The organism is Vibrio sp. D173a (genome assembly GCF_030248475.1).
In genome coordinates this window covers 1-21,329 of record NZ_JAHGAH010000031.1, presented here as the reverse complement: position 1 = coordinate 21,329, position 21,329 = coordinate 1, and the positions used below count along the sequence as shown (strand labels likewise).

Annotated in this window: 16 protein-coding genes; 3 read left to right on the top strand and 13 right to left on the bottom strand. The window is 46.0% G+C overall.

The features are described from left to right. Nucleotides 1–101: 101 nt before the first annotated feature. From KIV40_RS04585 to znuA, 5 genes are all read right to left on the bottom strand, one after another. Nucleotides 102–332 (bottom strand): FeoC-like transcriptional regulator, encoded by a 231-nt coding sequence (locus tag KIV40_RS04585; RefSeq protein ID WP_005426709.1) that lies wholly within the window; start codon nt 330–332, stop codon nt 102–104. Then, the gene (feoB, locus tag KIV40_RS04580; protein WP_285348076.1) at nt 329–2,605 is read right to left on the bottom strand and encodes a Fe(2+) transporter permease subunit FeoB; all 2,277 of its coding nucleotides are present in this window, start codon (nt 2,603–2,605) and stop codon (nt 329–331) included. The genes KIV40_RS04585 and feoB overlap by 4 nt, the downstream gene beginning before the upstream one ends. Next, the gene (locus tag KIV40_RS04575; protein WP_005426705.1) at nt 2,605–2,832 is read right to left on the bottom strand and encodes a FeoA family protein; all 228 of its coding nucleotides are present in this window, start codon (nt 2,830–2,832) and stop codon (nt 2,605–2,607) included. Before KIV40_RS04575 ends, feoB begins: the two co-directional genes overlap by 1 nt. Before the next feature lie 771 nt (nt 2,833–3,603). Then, nucleotides 3,604–6,984, bottom strand: coding sequence for an AraC family transcriptional regulator (locus tag KIV40_RS04570; RefSeq protein WP_285348081.1), 3,381 nt, complete (start codon nt 6,982–6,984; stop codon nt 3,604–3,606). Nucleotides 6,985–7,196: 212 nt separating this feature from the next. Further along, a complete protein-coding gene (gene znuA / locus KIV40_RS04565; RefSeq protein ID WP_285348075.1) occupies nt 7,197–8,078 on the bottom strand; it encodes a zinc ABC transporter substrate-binding protein ZnuA in 882 nt (293 codons plus the stop codon). Nucleotides 8,079–8,156: 78 nt separating this feature from the next. Between znuA and znuC the strand changes: the two genes are divergently transcribed. Then, nucleotides 8,157–8,945, top strand: coding sequence for a zinc ABC transporter ATP-binding protein ZnuC (gene znuC / locus KIV40_RS04560; protein ID WP_285348074.1), 789 nt, complete (start codon nt 8,157–8,159; stop codon nt 8,943–8,945). Then, complete coding sequence (gene znuB, locus KIV40_RS04555; protein WP_012127266.1) at nt 8,938–9,723, top strand: zinc ABC transporter permease subunit ZnuB; 786 nt, start codon at nt 8,938–8,940, stop codon at nt 9,721–9,723. Before znuC ends, znuB begins: the two co-directional genes overlap by 8 nt. Nucleotides 9,724–9,853: 130 nt before the next feature. Here znuB and sucD read toward each other — a convergent pair whose 3' ends face one another. The 8 genes from sucD to sdhC form a co-directional block, all read right to left on the bottom strand. Further along, nucleotides 9,854–10,726, bottom strand: a complete 873-nt coding sequence (gene sucD, locus KIV40_RS04550; protein WP_005436989.1) for a succinate--CoA ligase subunit alpha — start codon at nt 10,724–10,726, stop codon at nt 9,854–9,856. Continuing rightward, nucleotides 10,726–11,892, bottom strand: a complete 1,167-nt coding sequence (gene sucC, locus KIV40_RS04545; protein ID WP_005426700.1) for an ADP-forming succinate--CoA ligase subunit beta — start codon at nt 11,890–11,892, stop codon at nt 10,726–10,728. Before sucC ends, sucD begins: the two co-directional genes overlap by 1 nt. 205 nt (nt 11,893–12,097) lie before the next feature. Further along, complete coding sequence (gene odhB, locus KIV40_RS04540) at nt 12,098–13,306, bottom strand: 2-oxoglutarate dehydrogenase complex dihydrolipoyllysine-residue succinyltransferase (protein WP_005426699.1); 1,209 nt, start codon at nt 13,304–13,306, stop codon at nt 12,098–12,100. Between the two features lie 28 nt (nt 13,307–13,334). Next, on the bottom strand, nt 13,335–16,160 hold the full coding sequence (sucA, locus tag KIV40_RS04535) for a 2-oxoglutarate dehydrogenase E1 component (protein WP_285348073.1): 2,826 nt from the start codon (nt 16,158–16,160) through the stop codon (nt 13,335–13,337). A gap of 92 nt (nt 16,161–16,252) precedes the next feature. Further along, a complete protein-coding gene (locus KIV40_RS04530; protein ID WP_005426697.1) occupies nt 16,253–16,963 on the bottom strand; it encodes a succinate dehydrogenase iron-sulfur subunit in 711 nt (236 codons plus the stop codon). Between the two features lie 15 nt (nt 16,964–16,978). Then, the gene (gene sdhA / locus KIV40_RS04525) at nt 16,979–18,745 is read right to left on the bottom strand and encodes a succinate dehydrogenase flavoprotein subunit (protein ID WP_285348072.1); all 1,767 of its coding nucleotides are present in this window, start codon (nt 18,743–18,745) and stop codon (nt 16,979–16,981) included. Continuing rightward, on the bottom strand, nt 18,746–19,090 hold the full coding sequence (gene sdhD, locus KIV40_RS04520; protein WP_005426689.1) for a succinate dehydrogenase, hydrophobic membrane anchor protein: 345 nt from the start codon (nt 19,088–19,090) through the stop codon (nt 18,746–18,748). Beyond that, nucleotides 19,084–19,476, bottom strand: a complete 393-nt coding sequence (gene sdhC, locus KIV40_RS04515) for a succinate dehydrogenase cytochrome b556 subunit (protein WP_012127263.1) — start codon at nt 19,474–19,476, stop codon at nt 19,084–19,086. The genes sdhD and sdhC overlap by 7 nt, the downstream gene beginning before the upstream one ends. Nucleotides 19,477–19,871: 395 nt before the next feature. Here sdhC and KIV40_RS04510 point away from each other — a divergent pair, with 395 nt between their 5' ends. Further along, nucleotides 19,872–21,161 (top strand): citrate synthase, encoded by a 1,290-nt coding sequence (locus KIV40_RS04510; RefSeq protein ID WP_005426685.1) that lies wholly within the window; start codon nt 19,872–19,874, stop codon nt 21,159–21,161. The last annotated feature ends 168 nt before the right edge of the window (nt 21,162–21,329 follow it).

Sequence of the window (21,329 nt, the reverse complement as noted above, 5' to 3'; positions counted from 1 at the left end):
TATTCATAAACAATAACCAGAAAAAGAAAAGCCGCATCGTTACAGATGCGGCTTTGTCGTTTTTAAGTGATAACTTTTTAGGTGACTAATTCTGACAATCGCTACATGGTGACTGTCAGAGATAGACCATCTTGTTTGGTCACCGAGTAGCGTACTCGAGTCACGTCATGAGCTTTATTGGTGTCGACTAGACGGCTAATTTTACCCTTCTTAATCCACACGCTTAACATTGCGTCGGCACCATCTTCACTCATCCCAAACTGCTTAGCCAGATCTGACTGGGAGACGGTTCCTTTGTCTGCAATGTATTGATAAAGCTCTTTTAAAATCATGCTACTTGCGCCTCTAACGAACCTTGTTGCTTCTTGCCAACTCGCTTGAACACACGATACGTACCAAAGAAGATAGCTACGATCGCTGCCATCCAAATACCACTGGTAATCGGGCTATCCGCGAAGTGCGTCAACTGGTTGTAGAACGTTGCACATAAGTACGCTAACGCCATTGTCCAAACTGCAATAAAGCGGGCGAACTTATGGCCAAATTCACGAACGTAGGCACCCATCGCCGCCACACAAGGAGTGTACAGTAGGATAAAGATTAGGTACGCAAATGCAGCATTGCCAGAGGCGAACTTCGCTTTAATGTTACCAAAGATAGACGCATCAACTTCTTGGTCTTCTGCCACTGCATTTGAGTCTGTTAAGTCACCAACCTCAATACCGAGCGGATCTGAGTAGCTCAAGCCAGCAAGGTTTTCAGGGATACTCATTACCGCCTCTTCTAGGCTGCCCATTAGATCGAATTCAGCTTCTTCACCATCGCTTGGTGTGGTGTATAGGCTGTTCAACGTACCAACCACCGCTTCTTTCGCGAAAATACCGGTAATAATACCTACTGTCGCTGGCCAGTTATCTTCTTGAACACCGATTGGCGCGAAGACTGGTGTTACGACTTGTGCTGCTTTAGAAAGTACAGAGTTCTCACTGTCTTCGTTACCAAAGCTGCCATCAGTACCTAGCGAGTTAAAGAAGCTAAGAATAGCAACAACAACGACGATCGTTTTACCTGCACCCAATACAAAGCGCTTTAGCTTTTGCCATGTTTTGATTACAACGTTTTGTAGAGTAGGAAGCTCGTAGTCCGGCATTTCCATCACCAAACTATCACTGCTACCTGGGTAAAGCGTGTGCTTAAGGAAAAGACCCGTGAAGATCGCTGCCACAATACCAAGTAGGTAAAGTGCAAATACGATGTTCTGACCAGAACCAGGGAAAAATGCCGCAGCAAACAGCGCGTATACTGGCAGACGGGCACCACATGACATAAACGGCGCCATAGATGCAGCCAGTTTACGCTCACGCTCTTGGTCTAAGGTACGAGTCGCCATGATTGACGGTACGTTACAACCAAAGCCAAGAACCAGTGGTACAAATGCTTTGCCCGGCAGACCGATTTTTTGCATGACTTTATCAAGTACAAATGCAGCACGAGCCATGTAACCTGAGCTCTCAAGTACCGCTAGGAACAGATACAAACACGCGATAACCGGAATGAAGGTTGCAACAGTCTGGATACCACCGCCGATACCGTCAGCAAGCACCGTCACTAACCACACTGGTAAATGACCGTCTAACAAGTGGTGACCACCATCCACTAATATCGCACCAACACCGATATCGAAAAAGTCGATGAACGCACTACCGATGTTGATAGAGAACATAAACATCAGGTACATCACAACAAAGAAGAACGGGATACCCACACACTTGTTTAAGATGAACTGGTCTAGCTTTTCAGTCACACTACGACTTAGCTTACCTTCACTACGGCGTACTTTCTTACACTCTTCATGAAGATGTGTGTATTTTGTGTCGGCAACGTGCAGGTCAACATCCAGTTCAAGCTCAGCGATCGTGTTTTCAACGCTGTTGCGGTCAGCATCAGACATGCTGTTAAGAACCAATGCGTCTTTTTCTAGCGCACGAATCGCTAGAGCACGGTTGGAAACGGTTTGATCATTGAAAAGAGCCGAAACGTTGTTGATCGCCGCTTCCATTTGCTCGCCGTAGTTCAAAGACATTTCTTTTAGTGCAACACCTTGAACCACAGACTTATGCAGCTTCTCTTTAAACTCTGCAACTTGTCCTTTATTTGTTGCAGACAAACTCACCACTGGGCAACCCAATGTTTTTTCTAACTCTGCAACGTTAATGACTTGGCGCTCACGCTTAAGCGCGTCCATCTTGTTCAACACGACGATCATTGGGCGACCGAGTTCGCGCAGCTGCAACGTCATATATAGAGAGCGTTCTAGACTTGTTGCGTCCACCACGTTGATGATCAAGTCTGCAGGATGAGTAAGTACCGCACGAGATGCAATTGATTCGTCGATACTGTTACTGTCGTTGCCACTGTCTAGAGAGTAGATACCCGGAAGGTCTGTCAGTAAGAACTCATCACCAGCATGTTTGTACTGACCTGTTTTCTTTTCAACAGTCACACCAGCCCAGTTACCGACTTGCTGCTTAGCACCAGTCAGGCCATTGAAAAGCGTCGTTTTACCACTATTAGGGTTACCAACAGTAAGAATTTGGTATTGCATTATGCTCGCTCCACTTCGATGTTCTGCGCAATGGTTTCTCGCAACGCAACAGAAACACCACGGACTTCAACTTGCAGTGGGTCACCCATTGGCGCACGTCGAATCACTTTTACTTCTGTGTTTGGCAATAACCCCATAACCATCAGCTTTTTTCTGACATCCGATGTGAGACCTTCCAATAATCGGATGGTCACCGTTTCTCCGGGTTTAATTTCTGATAGCTTCATAGTGGCCCTTAAGAGTATTGCTAATGATAAATATTATTATTAAGACTATTTAATGCGCCGATTCTACTCTTCTACATCACCTTAATCATTGTGTGAAATCAAAGATTTCACTATTACTACCGACAGTTTAACGTTAACTCCGTCAAGTTATATCACGTCATTTTCGTCAAAATCGAATATTTTCAGGCTGACAAAAATTAACACGTCCGTAACAAACCAAGTTGGGCAACATTAATTTTCATTTAAAAACAGAAACTTAATGTCAAAATAAAACTTTGTCGCTTTTCTCACATAAAGCTGTCGTTATTTTTATAAGAAAAATAAGTAAGGTCTCGTATAGTTAACCCATCTAGAGGCAACAGCCACTCAAAAGAATTCCAGAGGTGGCATGGCAACATGTCACTCCGGCAGCAAGCGAAGGTGTCATTGACACCCGTGGTATAGTCCCCCCGGCTATACCACGATATTTTTTTTCTTCTCTTTCTTCATTCGCTTATCACTTAACGTCCTATAATCCCTAAACGTTTTCCTCGAAAAAAAACCAATTATTCTCGTTACCTATCGCAATTTTATATCGCCATTGTGCTACATGTATTCCTCGTTAGATGGATCGAGCCTTTCATCCCGCATCCCGCATCCCGCATCCCGCCAGATTAAATCTGATTACCCTTCTACCTAGCATCCATATCGCGTTCTTTATGATACCGCTCGTCTTACAAGCGTAAAAAAGCCCAACTCTAATAGCTGGGCTAGATAAACTTTGAATTAGCACTATGGGCTTGTTTGGCTCTCTTGTGTCATCGCGAACTTAGACGGCGGTAACCCAAAGTGTAATTTAAACTTCTGGCTAAAGTAGGATGGGTCATTGAAGCCACAGTTGAAGGCAACTTCACTGATCTTCTCACCAGCTAGCAACTGCTCACATGCGGTCTCCAACCTGACTTCCGTTACATAATCTTTTAGTGTTCTGGACGACGCCGACTTAAATCGTCTCTGCAAGCTTCGCTCAGACATAAACAACATCTTAGCGGCAGATGCCGTACCAAACTCTGGGTCGTGGTAGTGCTCAGCCACTAACTGATACACTTTCATTAACCACTCTTGCTCAGGCGACATCTCTTCTTGTTGAGGTTGCTGTGTCTGAGCAAACTCAGGAAGCGCCTCCTCAACATGGCTTGGCTCTTGAGCACATGGCCACGAAATCTCTATTTTATTTTGAGCATCAGAAGTGAACATCGATAAATGGCCGCCACTGGCTGCAACTAATTGAGGCAGGTTATCCATACTTAAGTCAACATTGTTGGTGCTCGTTGGGCGTATTGTCGATGCTTTACTTGGCAACTGAGTACCATGGTCAATGAAGCTCAGCGAGACAATATCACTGCCCTCTTCCAGTGTTAATTTAACCAACTGCCCCCGGAACGAGCGCTTGATGATGTTGGCAAAGATGCTGTTAAAGATGACATCGAGGTTAAAGCTCTCTAATGAAATACGGCTCGCCTTTTGCTCATCTTGCAGTTCGACATTAATGCCTGCTTTTGAAAAGTCCTCGCGCCAAACATCCACCACCGATTGGGTTATCTGACTTAAGTTGTAATTTTGACTGCCGCTGCTGGTGTCTTCAGGAGCACTTTTAAGCTCGTTCAATTGCCAGTAGGTCTTGGATAAATGGTCTTGAGTTGCCGAATCCACATCAATAGGAAGCTTGTTCGCGATCGAATCAATACTCGACTTTATCGATTGAGCAACATGATCCACCAGCAGGTTTCTTACCTGAATCTGCTTTCTCAATTGTTGGTTACTGGTCAACAACACTCGACTTTGATGGCGCAGCTGGTTGGTTTTTAGCGTAACTTGAGCTGCCAGATCTCGGTTAGCTTGCAGCACATAGCGTGAACGCCAATACATTAGAAGGGCAAGAACCGCAATAACAGCCAAGGTAAAACCCGATATGGCCAACTTCGATAGATACCATGGTTTAAGCACCGTAAATTTGGAATCTAATCCAATCAGACCCGAAGCCAGTTGTAAGTCATTACTAACCTGTAAGTGGTAATCGCCAGAATTAAGGTGTTCTAACGTTAATTGCCCACCTTCTAACGTTTGCCATTTCTCACTTTCATTTAAGCGATAATACAAATTCTGATTGTCAGGCTTGGGCATCACACCAAAAAGGAAACTAAGGGACGATCCATAAGGCAGCTTCATCTCTTCTAAGTCGGCACTACCCACTTGCACCACTTCATTTTCTAGCATGACTTGGCTAACAATAAGCTTAGATTCTGGCGTGTTAGAAACCAGCAATTTAGACGAGTCAGCTTTAACTAACCCATACTGAGAGCCAAAGATAAGTTGGCGATCACTATCTTCAGCACGACGGATAACGTTACAAATGCCTGGTAAGAATTCATTATTGATAAGGCCCGATGAAGAAGAGTAATGCTTCATGAGCTGTCCAGATAAATGGTAGTAACTTAAGCCAACAGAAGAAGCAAGCCACACCCCTTCCGAATCACTAAGCAAACAAGCTGGGCGAGAGTTTGCGACACTCATCTCCATCACTTGTTTTTCATTGCTGCCCGGAACGGTTCTGAAAACGCCATAGGCGGAAGCAAACCACTGCGAACCATCATTTGCGGTAATAATATCGAGCGATTCACCGTACTTTTCTGAAAAATGGTTAAAGCGAATTCGCTCTCCGTCATACTCGTAAACGCCGTGGTCAGTCCCTATCAGCAGCAACTCTTCCTTGTCGCACAGACGCGTAATCTTCGCAGGTAAGAACTTACTCACTAACCATTCACTGCCAAAATTTCTCATAGCCTGGTTAACAGCATCAATATTAAATAGCTGATAACCACTGGATACCCAAAGGCGATTGGGGCCATCAGCGGTAATATGGTCGATTGTCTTGCCTGCGATGACTTGCAGGTAAGGGAATGTCATCTGCTGTAAGTTTTTCAGGCTATATATTTCCAAACCCGTGGACGTGGCAACCCAGAGCCTCTCTCCCTGAAAAGCAAATTCGTTAATTTGTGACGACACATTTAACACATCGGTAATGCTGCCATTGTTCGAGCGATACAACTTATGATCGTCCGCAAACCAAAGTGCACCATCGGGTCCGGTAAGCGTCTGCCGAATACGACCAGAGAGCATTTGCTGGTCATAACTGCTGAACGTGATTCGCTCAAACTTTTTACTAAACAGAGAGTAATAGCGAATGCCTTGGTTGGTGGCAATCCACATTCCCCCCATATTATCGTTCAGCAACGAGTAAATTTTGGTGCTAGCGAGCTCTAGTTCTAGAAAACTTGCTGGTGTCACTTGGGTTACTTCGCCAGTTAAGAAGGAATACAAATAAAGACCTTGCTCTGTCCCTACCCAGTATTCTTGATTGGTTTCAGCAAAGGTTAAGACATGAGAAGCGCCAATTCGAATAACAGGCTTGCCTGGCTCATAGATATCAAATATCAACGCGCCTTTTAAAGTGCCGACTAAGATTTCACGACGAGTATGGGAGTAATACACTTTCTCGATGTAATTTTTGCCCGATGAGACAACATGATTAAACTTGCTGCCCTCTGATAGGTATACGCCTGAAGTTGTCGCCAACGCCCACTTGGTTTCGACAAAGATAGCGTCGTTAATATAGACGTAACTGTTATTGCTATGCTGATAGAGCTGCAATAGAGAAAAGGAGTTCAGTTCGCTGGTTTCAACATTATAGGTATAGAACTGCACACCATCACTGACCCAAATATAGTTTCCGGATGAACCAATCTTACGGATCTGAGAGCCAGGGTTGAGGCTAAAGACTAAACGGCGCTCTTGGTTCGGATAAGTTTGATACACCTCGTTTTCAATAAATGTCCAAAATGAACCTTTGTAGTAAGCCAACTGCTCTACTTTGTTTCTGAGGAAGCTACCGGATTTTGGCAGTGTGGTTTGACCATCATAGAACAGAACACGACCATGAACATCATGGATCCAGAGCCCACCTTGTTCACCGGGGAACAATTTTTTCGCAGCAATGAAAGTGCCCTTAACCTGATTCGGCAAAGGGTAAAAGATCGCATTCGCTTCACTTGAAGCAATTGCTTGAAATGAGAGGATAAAAGCCCCAAAAAATAGGGCTATTTGGCGCAGCAAGATAAAATCCTTACATGTATCAATACGTGCGGTCTCATCATTCACTCATGCTTTCCGTAGCTGAGTGTCTATATGGTTATTTCGAGCCGCTAATTATTGATAATGATATCTCAAATCCTTTGATAGGAAAGACTCACTGCGCCTAAGGTTTGCAATTCTTACTGCTAGATCACGTTACAAACAGATCTGATGCAAGAAGCACAACACAATTGTTACTTTTCGCTCAAACACTGACTAAAGCTATTCGACATACCTTGAAGAAATACAAAGTAACTGCCTGACTTTACTTCGATCTCGCTACCTAACGGATCAAGAATACCCGTTTTTACGTCGCTGCCGCGCATCACACTCTCAATCACAGCAGGTGTAAATTGAGGCTCTGAGAACACACAGGCAACATCACCAGTGCCAAGTGTTTTACGAATATGAATCAGCGTTTTCGCACCAGGTTTTCGATCAGGAGAAACGGTAAAGTGCCCCATTTGATTTAGGTCGTAGCGCTCTTCAAAATAACCGTAGGCATCGTGGAATACAAAGTAACCTTTTTCTTTCACTGGTGTAAGTTGCTGTTTGATTTCTGCGTCTGTCGCTTTCAACTGGACTTCAAACTTGTTTAAGTTTTCCGCATAAGTTGCAGCGTGTTCAGGGTCGATTTCAGCCAACTTATGAGCAATAGCATTCGCAACTTGTTGAACGGTTTCAATACCTAGCCAAAAGTGAGGATCGTGAGTACCATGGTGATGTCCATCGTGGTCATGAGCATGTTCACTACCAAACTTGCGCAATGACAAATCTGGAATTTCACTAATCGTTAACGTGTTACCTTTGTCCGTCACGACTTTCTCTAGAAACGATTCGAGGTCATGCCCGTACCAAATGACAAGATCCGCCGCTGCGACTTTCTTTACATCAGATGGACGCAGAGCGTAGTCATGAGGCGAAGCGTTGTTTTGAAGCAGAACGCCTGGTTTCGTTACACCTTCCGTTAGCTCGGTTGCGATCATTTGAATCGGTTTAATACTGGTTAACACAGTGACTGCGTGAGCAGGTAAGGTTAACATTGCTGTAGCAGCAAGAATTATAGCTCTTTTCATAGTTTTACTTGGGGTATGGCGTGGAAAGTGAGATAATGTTACATTATAACATTATTACTTTGCAAATGAGTTTCATTCATGTCTTCACTAGTCCGTCTTGAGCAACTGTGCGTCGAGTTTGACGAACGTAGAGTTCTCGACAATGTCACTATGGAATTAGAAAAGGGCAAGATCACCACCCTAATTGGTCCCAATGGAGCGGGAAAATCGACGTTAGTTAAGGTCATTCTAGGTCTCCAGAAGCCGACCAGCGGTAAATTAACCAAACAGCGTAAGCTGAAAATTGGTTATGTCCCTCAAAAACTGAAACTCAACGACTCTCTTCCGCTGAACGTGATTCGCTTTTTAAACCTCGCAGGCAAGTATAGCAAGCAAGAGTGCCTTGATGCGTTACGCCTTGTCGGTGCCGAGCACCTGATCGCAAGTAACATGCATCGTCTATCTGGTGGCGAAAATCAGCGTGTACTTCTAGCACGAGCGCTCCTTCAACGCCCAGAACTTCTCGTTTTGGATGAACCCGCTCAAGGTGTCGATGTTCAAGGCCAAATAGACTTATATGACCTGATTGAAAGCATCCGCCATCGCTTTGATTGTGGTGTGTTTATGGTTTCACACGACCTACATTTAGTCATGGCTAAGACCGATGATGTGATTTGTTTGCATCACCACGTGTGCTGTTCAGGCTCGCCAGCAACCATTACTCAGCATCCTTCTTACATTGCTCTATTTGGCAATGCTACCCGTGAGTCTCTAGCGTTTTACCACCATGACCACGAACACCACCATCACGATTTAGCGGGCTCACCAGTCACTGGCGACGCTATCTCTTGCTCAAACCACGCTCACGGACATCACCATCATGATTGAGTTTTTACTGCCTTCAATATTGGCCGGCATTGGTATCGCACTTATCGCAGGTCCACTTGGCTCATTCGTGGTGTGGCGCAAAATGGCTTACTTTGGTGACACACTCGCGCACGCTTCTTTAATGGGTCTGGCACTTGGCTTTCTGCTAGACATCAACCTGTATCTTGCTCTGCTCGTTTGCTGCCTTGCATTAGCGGTACTGCTAGTGACACTTCAAAAGCAACAGCTTGTCGCAACAGATACTTTGCTGGGCATTTTGGCTCACAGTGCTTTGTCAATTGGTTTGGTCTCCGTCAGCTTCTTAGACAATGTTCGCGTCGATCTAATGAGCTACTTATTTGGTGACCTATTGGCGGTATCACCTCAAGATTTGATGTTCATCTACGCTGGTGTAATCGCAGTTAGCGGATGCTTATATCTTTTCTGGCGTCCACTGCTGTCGAGTACCGTGAGTGAAGAGCTTGCTGCTGTGGAAGGTGTGAATACCGATTTAGTACGTCTAGTTCTGATGCTTATGGTCGGTGTAGTGATCGCAGTCGGTATGAAGTTTGTTGGCGCGCTGATCATGACTTCACTACTGATTATTCCTGCGGCAACGGCTCGTAAAGTCTCTTCTTCACCAGAGCAGATGGCGCTGTTTGCATCGATTATTGGTTCTATCGCGGTGTTGATGGGACTGAGCCTGTCTTGGCACTTCGATACTCCAGCGGGTCCCTCTGTCGTAATCAGTGCCACATTCTTATTCATGCTTAGCCAACTTATTAGCCGCAAAGCATAAGCCCGAGCGTTTAATACAACCCACCTTGCTTGAGACAAAAATCAAAGCAAGATAAAAACAAGATGGGACGGAAAAAGAAAAGCCTGCGAAAATTGCAGGCTTTTTAATACTTATAGTGTGGCTTGGTTAATTACCAACCAGTCACTTCACGTAGACCTTTACCAATCTCAGCTAGAGATTTCACAGTCTTAACGCCAGCTGCTTCTAGTGCTGCAAATTTGTCTTCTGCAGTACCTTTACCACCAGAGATGATTGCACCTGCGTGACCCATACGCTTACCAGGAGGAGCAGTAACACCCGCGATGTAAGAAACTACTGGCTTCGTTACGTTTTCTTTGATGTAAGCTGCTGCTTCTTCTTCCGCAGTACCACCGATCTCACCAATCATTACGATTGCTTCTGTTTCAGGGTCTTCTTGGAAAAGCTTCAGGATGTCGATGAAGTTTGAACCTGGGATTGGGTCACCACCGATACCAACACACGTTGACTGGCCAAAGCCTTCGTCAGTCGTTTGCTTAACCGCTTCGTACGTTAGTGTACCTGAGCGAGAAACGATGCCCACTTTACCTTTCTTGTGGATGTGACCAGGCATGATACCGATCTTACACTCATCAGGAGTGATAACACCCGGACAGTTAGGGCCGATCATGCGAACGCCAGTTTCTTCTAGCTTAACTTTTACGTCGATCATATCTGTCGTTGGGATGCCTTCAGTGATCGTTACGATAAGCTCGATACCCGCGTCGATCGCTTCTAGGATTGCATCTTTACAGAATGGTGCCGGAACGTAGATAACTGTTGCCGTAGCGCCAGTCACTTCTACCGCTTCACGTACTGTGTTGAATACAGGAAGACCAAGGTGAGTTTGACCACCTTTACCCGGAGATACACCACCAACCATTTGTGTACCGTAAGCAATTGCCTGCTCTGAGTGGAAAGTACCTTGACCACCAGTGAAGCCCTGACAGATTACTTTAGTGTCTTTATTAATTAGTACAGACATTATTTAGCCTCCGCAGCAGCAACAACTTTCTGAGCAGCATCTGTTAGCGACTCAGCAGCAATGATATCAACATCAGAATTAGCAAGAACTTCGCGACCTAGGTCAGCGTTAGTACCTTCTAGACGAACAACAACAGGTACCGTTACACCAACTTCTTTCACTGCACCGATGATGCCTTCTGCGATCATGTCACAACGAACGATACCGCCGAAGATGTTTACTAGAACCGCTTTCACGTTGTCATCAGATAGGATGATTTTGAATGCTTCTGCTACACGCTCTTTTGTTGCGCCGCCACCTACGTCTAGGAAGTTAGCAGGCTTACCACCGTGTAGGTTTACGATGTCCATTGTACCCATCGCTAGACCCGCACCGTTAACCATGCAGCCAACGTTGCCATCTAGTGCCACGTAGTTCAGTTCCCACTGAGCTGCGTGCGCTTCACGCTCGTCTTCTTGTGAAGGATCGTGCATTTCACGAAGCTTAGGCTGACGGTATAGCGCGTTTGAGTCGATGTTGATCTTACCGTCAAGACACAGCAGATTGCCTTCGCCAGTAATAACCAGTGGGTTGATCTCTAGTAGCGCTAGATCGTACTGAGAGAACATAGTGCCAAGACCCATGAAGATCTTAACAAATTGTTTGATTTGGTCACCTTCAAGACCAAGTTTGAACGCTAGCTCGCGACCTTGGTAAGCCTGAGGGCCGACTAGTGGATCGATTGCTGCTTTGTGGATTAGCTCCGGCGTTTCTTCCGCAACTTTTTCGATTTCCACACCACCTTCAGTCGAAGCCATGAAAACGATCTTACGAGTTGCACGGTCAACAACCGCACCAAGGTAAAGTTCGTTAGCGATGTTAGACGCTTCTTCTACAAGAATTTTAGTAACAGGCTGACCATTTGCGTCTGTTTGGTAAGTCACCAAGTTCTTACCTAGCCATTTTTGTGCGAATTCTTTTACGCCATCTTTTGTGTCGTGTAGCTCAACACCGCCTGCTTTACCGCGGCCACCAGCGTGAACCTGACATTTTACAACTTTCTTTTCAGTAGTGATGCGACCTGCTGCTTCAAAAGCTTCTTGTGGCGTATCACATGCGTAGCCTTCCGGTACAGGCAAACCGAATTCTGCAAACAGCTGTTTGGCTTGGTATTCGTGCAAATTCATTTTGATATTCCGTTTGTTTATCCCTTAAGGGATTTATTATTTCCATAACGCCGCATCGATGCGGTACGTCTGTAGGGTCTTCTCAAATCAACTGCTTATAAGTTTATATCGGGTGCAGTTCAAATGAAGGCCAGACGCTGAGCCAGTCTAGCCTCGGATGCTGTAGACGTCGAGCTATCAAGGACAACTCGACGTTTTAGCGATATTAAACGTCTAGTAGCAGACGCGCTGGATCTTCTAGTAGCTCTTTAATGGTTACTAGGAAACCCACTGACTCACGGCCATCGATCAAACGGTGGTCGTAAGATAGTGCTAGGTACATCATTGGCAAGATTTCTACTTTGCCGTCAACCGCCATTGGACGCTCTTGGATTTTGTGCATGCCCAAGATTGCCGATTGTGGTGGGTTGATGATTGGCGTAGACATCAATGAACCAAATACACCACCATTAGTGATAGTGAAATTACCGCCCATCAACTCATCAACCGTTAGCTTGCCGTCACGGCCTTTAATTGCTAGCTCTTTGATGCCTTTTTCGATGTCAGCAAAACCTAGTGTGTCGCAGTCTTTTAGAACTGGCGTCACTAGACCACGTGGCGTAGAAACCGCCATGCTGATGTCGAAGTAGTTGTGGTAAACAATGTCATCACCATCGATAGAGGCATTCACTTCTGGGTAACGTTTTAGTGCTTCAGTTACTGCTTTCACGTAGAAAGACATGAAGCCAAGACGAGTACCGTGACGCTCTTCGAACTGGTCTTTGTATTGCTTACGAAGGTCCATGATTGGCTTCATGTTCACTTCGTTAAACGTGGTTAGCATTGCCGTGTTGTTCTTCGCTTCTAGAAGACGGTTTGCTACTGTCTTACGCAGACGCGTCATTGGTACACGCTTTTGGCTACGAGCCGCTGCAGGCGCTTCAACGGCTGCTGGAGCTTCTGCTTTCGGTGCCGCTTTTGCGTTTGCAAGATGTGCTTCAATGTCTTCGCGAGTAATACGACCGCCAACACCAGAGCCTTTCACTTGGCTAGCTTCGAGACCGTGCTCTGCAAGAAGACGACGAACTGCTGGGCTTAGCGCATCGTTGCTCTCTTCTGTTAGCGTTGCTTTATGACGCTTATCAGGAGACGCTTCTTTGTCTTCTGTTGAATCTGTTGTTGGTTCGCCTGCTACTGCGCCTGGCTTAAGCTTCGCGATCAACTGCTTAGAAAGTACTGTTGCACCTTCTTCTTCAATAATGGCTTCTAAAACGCCCGCTTCCGGAGCCGGTACTTCAAGCACAACTTTATCGGTTTCGATATCAACCAGAACTTCATCACGCTCGACTACGTCGCCTGGTTGTTTGTGCCATGTCGCTACGGTTGCGTCAGCAACTGATTCAGGTAAATCTGGAACCAGAATTTCAATTGTCATATCTGTTTCTTCCTTTAACTTCTAGTTCTTAATTCGAAGTTTTTGAGTTCACGTTCAGAGCGTCTTCAACCAACGCTTTTTGTTGTTTCAAGTGCACCGACATGTAGCCTACTGCTGGAGAAGCAGAAGCTGGGCGACCTGCGTACTTAAGATCTGGGCCTGCTGGAATAGCAGCACGGAAGTTGTGTTGGCTACAGTACCAAGCACCCTGGTTTTGAGGCTCTTCCTGACACCACACGAAATCTTCAACATTCGTGTATTGCGCGATAGCGGCTTGAACTTCATCCATTGGGAACGGGTAAAGCTGCTCGATACGCACAATAGCAACATCATCTTGTTCGTTGTTGCGACGCTGTTCTAGAAGGTCGAAATAAACCTTACCTGAACAGAACACAACACGTTTCACTTTGCTTGAATCCAGATTATCGATCTCTGGAATCGCTGGTTGGAATGTGCCTTCAGAAAGCTCTTCCAATGACGAAGTACAAAGTGGATGACGCAGTAGCGACTTAGGTGACATAACAATCAGTGGACGACGCATAGGACGCACCACCTGACGACGGATCATGTGGTAAACCTGTGCTGGTGTAGATGGCACTACAACCTGCATGTTTTGTTCAGCACATAATTGTAGGTAACGCTCTAAACGCGCAGATGAGTGCTCTGGGCCTTGGCCTTCATAGCCGTGTGGCAGCAACATTGTCAGACCACACAGACGAGCCCATTTTTGCTCACCCGATGAAATGAATTGGTCAATCACCACTTGTGCACCGTTCGCAAAGTCACCGAACTGTGCTTCCCAAATAGTCAAACCGCTTGGCTCTGCTGTTGCGTAACCATATTCAAACGCCAATACCGCTTCTTCTGACAACACTGAGTCAAAGACTTGGAATGGACCTTGTTTATCATGAATATTCGCCAACGGAATGTAGGTGCTTGCGTCGTTCTGGTTATGCAGAACTGAGTGACGGTGGAAGAAAGTACCACGTCCAGAGTCCTGACCAGAGATACGGATACGCTTGCCATCATCAACTAGAGTTGCGTACGCCAGCGTTTCAGCCATACCCCAATCAAGAGGCTTCTCACCGCTGATCATTGCAGAACGATCGTTGTACAGCTTGTTTACACGGCTTTGTAGCTTATGACTATCTGGGTATTGGATTAGGCGCTGACCCAACTCTTTCAAGCGAGTTGAATCGAATGTGCTATCCCAAGAAACATCCCAGTCATGTCCGAGGTACGGTGACCAGTCAACAGAGTGTAGAGCCATTGGGCGCCACTCTTTAACCACTACTTCGCCTTTGTCTAGCGCGTCGCGGTACTCGTTAACTAACTGAGTCGCCACTTCGATATCTGATTCGTTTTTGTCGATCAGAACATCAGCGTAGAGTTTACGAGGCGTTGGGTGTTTCTTGATTTTTTGGTACATCAACGGCTGAGTTGCATTCGGCTCATCCGCTTCGTTGTGACCATGACGACGGTAACAAACCAAATCAATCACAACATCGCGTTTGAACTCGTTACGGTAATCCAGTGCAATGCGCGTTACGAAAGCAACCGCTTCTGGATCGTCAGCGTTAACATGGAAAATTGGTGCCTGTACCATCTTCGCGATGTCAGTACAGTACATGGTCGAACGTGTATCGCGAGGGTTCGAAGTCGTGAAACCAACTTGGTTGTTCACAACAATACGAACTGTACCGCCAACGCAGAAACCACGTGCAAGAGACATGTTGAACGTCTCTGCTACCACACCCTGACCTGCGATTGCAGAGTCACCGTGGATAGTGATAGGTAGTACACGGCTGCCATCAAAGTCACCTAAGCGATCTTGACGAGCACGAACTGAACCAATAACTACTGGGTTTACAATCTCAAGGTGAGATGGGTTGAAGGCTAGCGCTAGGTGAACATCACCACCCGGCGTTGCAAAGTCTGCAGAGAAACCTTGGTGGTACTTAACATCGCCCGTACCCCATGTTTCATCATGCTTGCCCGCAAACTCATCAAACAAATCTTGTGGCTTCTTACCAAGAACGTTAACAAGCATGTTCAAACGTCCACGGTGAGCCATACCGATAACCACTTCACGCATGCCGCTTGTACCAGCATGACGGATCAGCTCTTTTGTCATCGGAATCAGTGCATCACCACCCTCAAGCGAGAAACGCTTCGCACCAGGGAATTTTGCACCCAAGTAACGCTCAAGACCTTCAGCAGCCGTTAGCTCCTCAAGGAATGTACGTTTTTCGTCTTTATCGAAAGATGGCTGACCAACGACAGACTCTAAACGTTGTTGGATCCAACGCTTTTGCTCTGTGTCTGTCATGTGCATGTATTCTGCACCGATAGAACCACAGTAAGTCTTCTTCAGTGCTGAGTAGATGTCTTTCAACTGCATCGTCTCTTGGCCAATGGCAAAAGAACCTACGTTGAAAGTTTCTGCGAAGTCATCTTCGGTGAGATTGTGGAATGCAGGGTCTAGCTCCGCCACAGGTGGACGTTGCCATAGACCTAGAGGATCGAGTTCAGCAGCTTCATGACCGCGGAAGCGGTATGCGTTGATAAGCTGTAGAACTTTTACTTGCTTAGCGTCGACATCTGGATCACTAACTTGGACACTGTAATGCTTTGTTTCTTGAGCGAGTCGTCGGAAGTAGTCACGGACACGCGAGTGCGGCTGTTCAGCCACTTCTTCTGAGTTCTTAGGCAACTCATCAAATACGCGTTTCCACTCCTCACTTACCAGATCGGGATCACTTAGATACAGTTCGTAGAGGTCCTCTACATACGTTGCATTGGCGCCAGCCAAGTGTGAAGACTCGAGCCATGCCTTCATCACGCCGTTGTGCATATTTTCCCTTAACCAGTAGTTTTCACGTTTGCTTCGGTCTGCGCCGAGCTATTAAGAGCCGCTCCAAGTAGAGCGGCAATTTTTGTTGTTAATTAAATCGAACGATTCACCAGCATCGACTTGATGTGACCGATGGCTTTCGTAGGATTTAGCCCCTTAGGACAAACACTTACACAATTCATGATGCCATGGCAACGAAAAACGCTAAATGCATCATCAAGATCGGACAAACGTTCATCAGTCGCTGTATCTCGGCTATCAATTAGCCAGCGGTAAGCCGCTAAAAGACCAGCAGGGCCGATAAATTTATCTGGGTTCCACCAGAATGATGGACAAGAAGTTGTACAACATGCACACATGATACATTCGTACAATCCATCTAAATGCGCACGTTCATCTGGCGATTGTAAGTTCTCGCGTGAAGGTGGTAGAGCACCATCATCAATCAAGAAAGGCTTAACTTTCGCATAGTTATCGTAGAACTGCGTCATGTCAACGATAAGATCGCGTACTACTGGTAGACCTGGTAATGGTCGGATGACAATCTTGTCACCCTGCAGTGCTGAAAGCGGTGTAATACACGCTAGACCGTTTTTACCATTCATGTTCAGGCCATCAGAGCCACAAACACCTTCACGACATGAGCGACGGAATGAGATGCTAGGATCTTGCTCTTTCAGCAGAATCAACGCATCCAGAACCATCATGTCTGAGCCTTCTTCCACCTCAAGGGTGTAATCCTTCATGTAAGGTTTTGTGTCTACATCCGGGTTGTAACGGTATAAAGAGAAGTTCAATTTCATAGTCATTTCCTCCTCTTAGTATGTACGTACTTTCGGTGGGAAAGCGTCACGGTGAACTGGCGTCATGTTTACATCACGCTTCGTCATCGCTTCTGTTTCCGGGTTGTAGATAGAGTGGCATAGCCAGTTTTCATCATCACGCTCTGGGAAGTCGAAACGAGCATGTGCACCACGGCTTTCTGTACGGTAGTTCGCCGCTACAGCTGTAGAGAATGCAGTTTCCATCAAGTTGTCTAGCTCTAGACACTCGATACGTTGCGTGTTGAATTCAGAAGACTTATCAGCAAGGTGTGCGTTTTGCAGACGCTCGCGGATCACTTTCAGCTCTTCTAGACCTGTTGCCATTGCATCACCTTCACGGAATACCGAGAAGCTGTTTTGCATGCAAGATTGCAGATCTTTACGGATTTGAACTGGATCTTCACCACCAGTGCTGTTTTCCCAACGCATAGTACGCGCTAGAGACGCTTCAATGTCAGATTCAGTTGCTGGGCGAGCTTCAGCTTGTGCAGCCAATGTTTCGCCAAGGTGTAGGCCTGTCGCGCGACCAAATACCACAAGGTCAAGCAGTGAGTTACCACCCAGACGGTTTGCACCGTGTACTGATACCGAAGCAATTTCACCACATGCGTATAGACCTTGAACTTCAACGTCATTGCCGTCAGCAGTCTGCTTGATTGCTTGACCTGAAACTTGTGTTGGAACACCGCCCATCATGTAGTGACAGGTTGGGATTACTGGAATTGGCTCTTTCACTGGATCCACATGCGCGAATGTACGTGAAAGCTCACAGATACCTGGTAGACGAGATTCAAGAACGTCTTTACCTAGGTGATTCAGTTTCAGCTTGATGTGCGGACCCCAAGGGCCGTCACAACCACGACCTTCACGGATTTCAATCATCATTGAACGCGCTACTACGTCACGGCCAGCAAGGTCTTTCGCGTTTGGTGCGTAACGTTCCATGAAGCGCTCGCCGTCTTTATTTAGAAGGTAACCACCTTCACCACGACAACCTTCAGTAACAAGAACACCTGCGCCAGCGATACCCGTTGGGTGGAACTGCCACATTTCCATGTCTTGCATTGGAACGCCAGCACGAAGCGCCATACCAACACCGTCACCAGTATTGATGTGAGCGTTCGTTGTAGAAGCGTAAATACGACCCGCGCCACCTGTTGCTAGGATAGTTGCTTTCGATTTGAAGTAACAAATCTCGCCCGTTTCCATACAGATAGCAGTACAACCCATGATCGCGCCATCTTGGTTTTTCACCAAGTCTAGTGCGTACCACTCAGAGAAGATGGTTGTTTTGTGTTTAACGTTTTGTTGGTAAAGCGTATGAAGAAGAGCGTGACCAGTACGGTCTGCTGCCGCAGCAGTACGAGCCGCTTGCTCACCACCAAATTCTTTCGATTGGCCACCAAACGGACGTTGGTAGATAGAACCGTTATCGAAACGAGAGAATGGTAGACCCATTTTTTCTAGCTCGATAACCGACTCAGGGCCATTCTTACACATGTACTCGATAGCATTCTGGTCACCAATGTAATCAGAACCTTTTACTGTGTCGTACATGTGCCACTGCCAATCGTCCTTGTGCGAGTTACCAAGCGCAACCGTGATACCGCCTTGCGCAGATACAGTATGAGAACGAGTTGGGAAAACTTTTGACAACAAAGCACAAGATAGGCCTTGCTCCGAAATTTGCAGTGCAGCGCGCATACCTGCACCACCAGCGCCGATTACTACGGCATCAAACTCACGAACTGGAATAGACACTTACGCACCCCACAGAATAAATAGACCAGAGAAGACATAGCCGAATAGCACGGCAATAACACCAAGTTGCAGTGCGCCACGAAGTTTCGCGCACTTAATGTAATCCGTTAATACTTGCCACAAACCGATCCACGCGTGAATCAGAATCGAAACAAGTGCCAACATGGTGAAGACTTTAGTGAATGTACCACCAAAGAATTGGGTCCAAGATGCGTAAGAGATATCTGAGAAAGCGCAGAAGCTCACCAGATAAATCGTGTATAGAGTCATAATGATCGCTGACGCACGAATCAGTAAGAAATCGTGGACACCGTTACGACCAAATGAAGAAACGTGTTTTACCATAACAAGATCCCCGCCAATAGTGATAACACTGCAGTAGCACCAAACGCGACTTTAGCGCTCATTGCGCCTGACTCGAGTTCTTCAAAGTGGCCTAGGTCCATCAACAAGTGACGAACACCACCAGCAATGTGGTAGGCAAGTGCAGTTAGAATTCCCCACAGAATGAATTTCACGAAGAAGCTATCGACGATGTCAGCGGCTTCCATAAAACCCATCGGGGATGACAGAGAAATGGACAGTAACCAAAGTAATATACCCACCGCAACAAACGTAATCACACCCGACACACGGTGTAGGATGGACGCGATTGCTGTGATGGGAAAGCGGATGGTCTGTAAATCTAAATTAACAGGTCTTGACTTTCTTTCTTTCACGGGCTTGCTCACTCAGCTCCATTGAGCATTTATTGTTATAACCAATTTCAGCGTCCAAACGTACAAAAGTTAACATTTGGTTAACAAATACTCGCAATAAGCTCGGAGATAATTGTAAACATTTTGTTAACAAACGGAGTCCATAAACAAACCTCACTTTTGTTTTCAGCCCCGAATTTATAAGGATTTCACTAAAATTTTCTGTGCCAATATACGGCCAGCAACATTCTAATACAATTGATGTAACAAATTATGCTACATAGAACAGATTTTTAACGATTTTCATGAGAAAAATCATAACAAGTGCACACAAAACTGGAGAAAAATTGACTTTAAGCTTTAACAACAGTACAAAAATGGCACATAAACATCCTGGACGGATTAAATAATAAACAAAGGAGATTGTTATGGCGGATAAGAAAGCTACCCTTCATGTTGAAGGTCATGCGCCGATCGAACTGCCAATTATGGACGGTACGCTAGGTACACCTGTGATTGATGTTCGTAAACTGGGAGCCAATGGTTACTTTACTTTTGACCCAGGTTTTCTTGCCACTGCATCTTGTGAATCATCAATTACATACATCGATGGCGGCAAAGGTATTCTTTTGCACCGCGGTTACCCGATTGATCAATTAGCCAATAACGCAGATTACTTAGAAGTATGTTACATCCTGCTTTATGGCGAAGCCCCTACCCGTGAGCAATACGAGCAATTTAAAACAACTGTTACTCGCCATACTATGGTGCACGAGCAGATCGCAAGCTTCTTCCATGGCTTCCGTCGCGACGCTCACCCAATGGCAGTAATGTGTGGCGTAGTTGGCGCACTAGCGGCCTTCTACCACGATTCACTAGATATCAACAACGACGAGCACCGTGAAATTGCGGCGTACCGTCTACTGTCTAAAATGCCAACGCTGGCAGCGATGTGTTACAAGTACTCAATCGGCCAGCCGTTTATTTACCCTCGTAACGACCTAAACTACGCGGAAAACTTCCTGCACATGATGTATGCAAACCCATGTGAAGAATACGAAGTAAACCCTGTTGTTGCGCGTGCGATGGATAAAATCTTCACACTTCACGCAGACCACGAACAAAACGCTTCAACGTCGACAGTTCGTCTATCTGGTTCTTCTGGCGCGAACCCATTCGCGTGTATTGCCGCAGGTATTGCTTCTCTATGGGGTCCTGCACACGGTGGTGCAAACGAAGCGTGTCTGAAGATGCTTGAAGAGATCGGCAGCGTAGACAACATTCCTGAGTATGTTGAGCGTGCAAAAGACAAAGATGACCCATTCCGTCTAATGGGCTTCGGTCACCGCGTTTACAAGAACTACGATCCACGTGCGACAGTAATGCGTGAAACGTGTCACGAAGTTCTTAAAGAGCTGAACATCCAAGATCCACTACTAGATGTAGCAATGGAACTTGAGCGTATTGCCCTTTCTGACGAATACTTCGTGTCTAAGAAACTTTACCCGAACGTAGACTTCTATTCTGGCATCATCCTAAAAGCGATCGGTATTCCTGTATCGATGTTTACGGTTATCTTTGCGATTTCTCGTACTATCGGTTGGATCGCTCACTGGAACGAAATGCACAGCGACCCACTAAATCGTATCGGCCGCCCTCGTCAGCTATACACTGGTGAAACTCAGCGTGAGTTCTCTCCACTGCACGAGCGTGAGTAACGGTTAGAATCGAGAATCGAGAATCGAGAATCGAATAAGGGTTGGCGTGAAAGCGTCAACCCTTTCTTTATTTAAGGAACTCAGGAACGAGCTGAAGCCCTATGGATGCGGGATAGCGCTCGTGCGGAGTCCGAGTACTTCGTCATCCTCAAGAGCGAGGGACGTATA

Excerpts from the sequence above, each read along its gene's own strand:
- odhB (WP_005426699.1), bottom strand. The coding sequence starts at position 13,306 with ATGACAATTGAAATTCTGGTTCCAGATTTACCTGAATCAGTTGCTGAC.
- feoB (WP_285348076.1), bottom strand. The coding sequence starts at position 2,605 with ATGCAATACCAAATTCTTACTGTTGGTAACCCTAATAGTGGTAAAACG.
- KIV40_RS04530 (WP_005426697.1), bottom strand. The coding sequence starts at position 16,963 with ATGAAATTGAACTTCTCTTTATACCGTTACAACCCGGATGTAGACACA.
- sdhD (WP_005426689.1), bottom strand. The coding sequence starts at position 19,090 with ATGGTAAAACACGTTTCTTCATTTGGTCGTAACGGTGTCCACGATTTC.
- KIV40_RS04585 (WP_005426709.1), bottom strand. The coding sequence starts at position 332 with ATGATTTTAAAAGAGCTTTATCAATACATTGCAGACAAAGGAACCGTC.
- sucC (WP_005426700.1), bottom strand. The coding sequence starts at position 11,892 with ATGAATTTGCACGAATACCAAGCCAAACAGCTGTTTGCAGAATTCGGT.
- znuC (WP_285348074.1), top strand. The coding sequence starts at position 8,157 with ATGTCTTCACTAGTCCGTCTTGAGCAACTGTGCGTCGAGTTTGACGAA.
- KIV40_RS04575 (WP_005426705.1), bottom strand. The coding sequence starts at position 2,832 with ATGAAGCTATCAGAAATTAAACCCGGAGAAACGGTGACCATCCGATTA.
- sucA (WP_285348073.1), bottom strand. The coding sequence starts at position 16,160 with ATGCACAACGGCGTGATGAAGGCATGGCTCGAGTCTTCACACTTGGCT.
- KIV40_RS04510 (WP_005426685.1), top strand. The coding sequence starts at position 19,872 with ATGGCGGATAAGAAAGCTACCCTTCATGTTGAAGGTCATGCGCCGATC.
- znuB (WP_012127266.1), top strand. The coding sequence starts at position 8,938 with ATGATTGAGTTTTTACTGCCTTCAATATTGGCCGGCATTGGTATCGCA.
- sucD (WP_005436989.1), bottom strand. The coding sequence starts at position 10,726 with ATGTCTGTACTAATTAATAAAGACACTAAAGTAATCTGTCAGGGCTTC.
- znuA (WP_285348075.1), bottom strand. The coding sequence starts at position 8,078 with ATGAAAAGAGCTATAATTCTTGCTGCTACAGCAATGTTAACCTTACCT.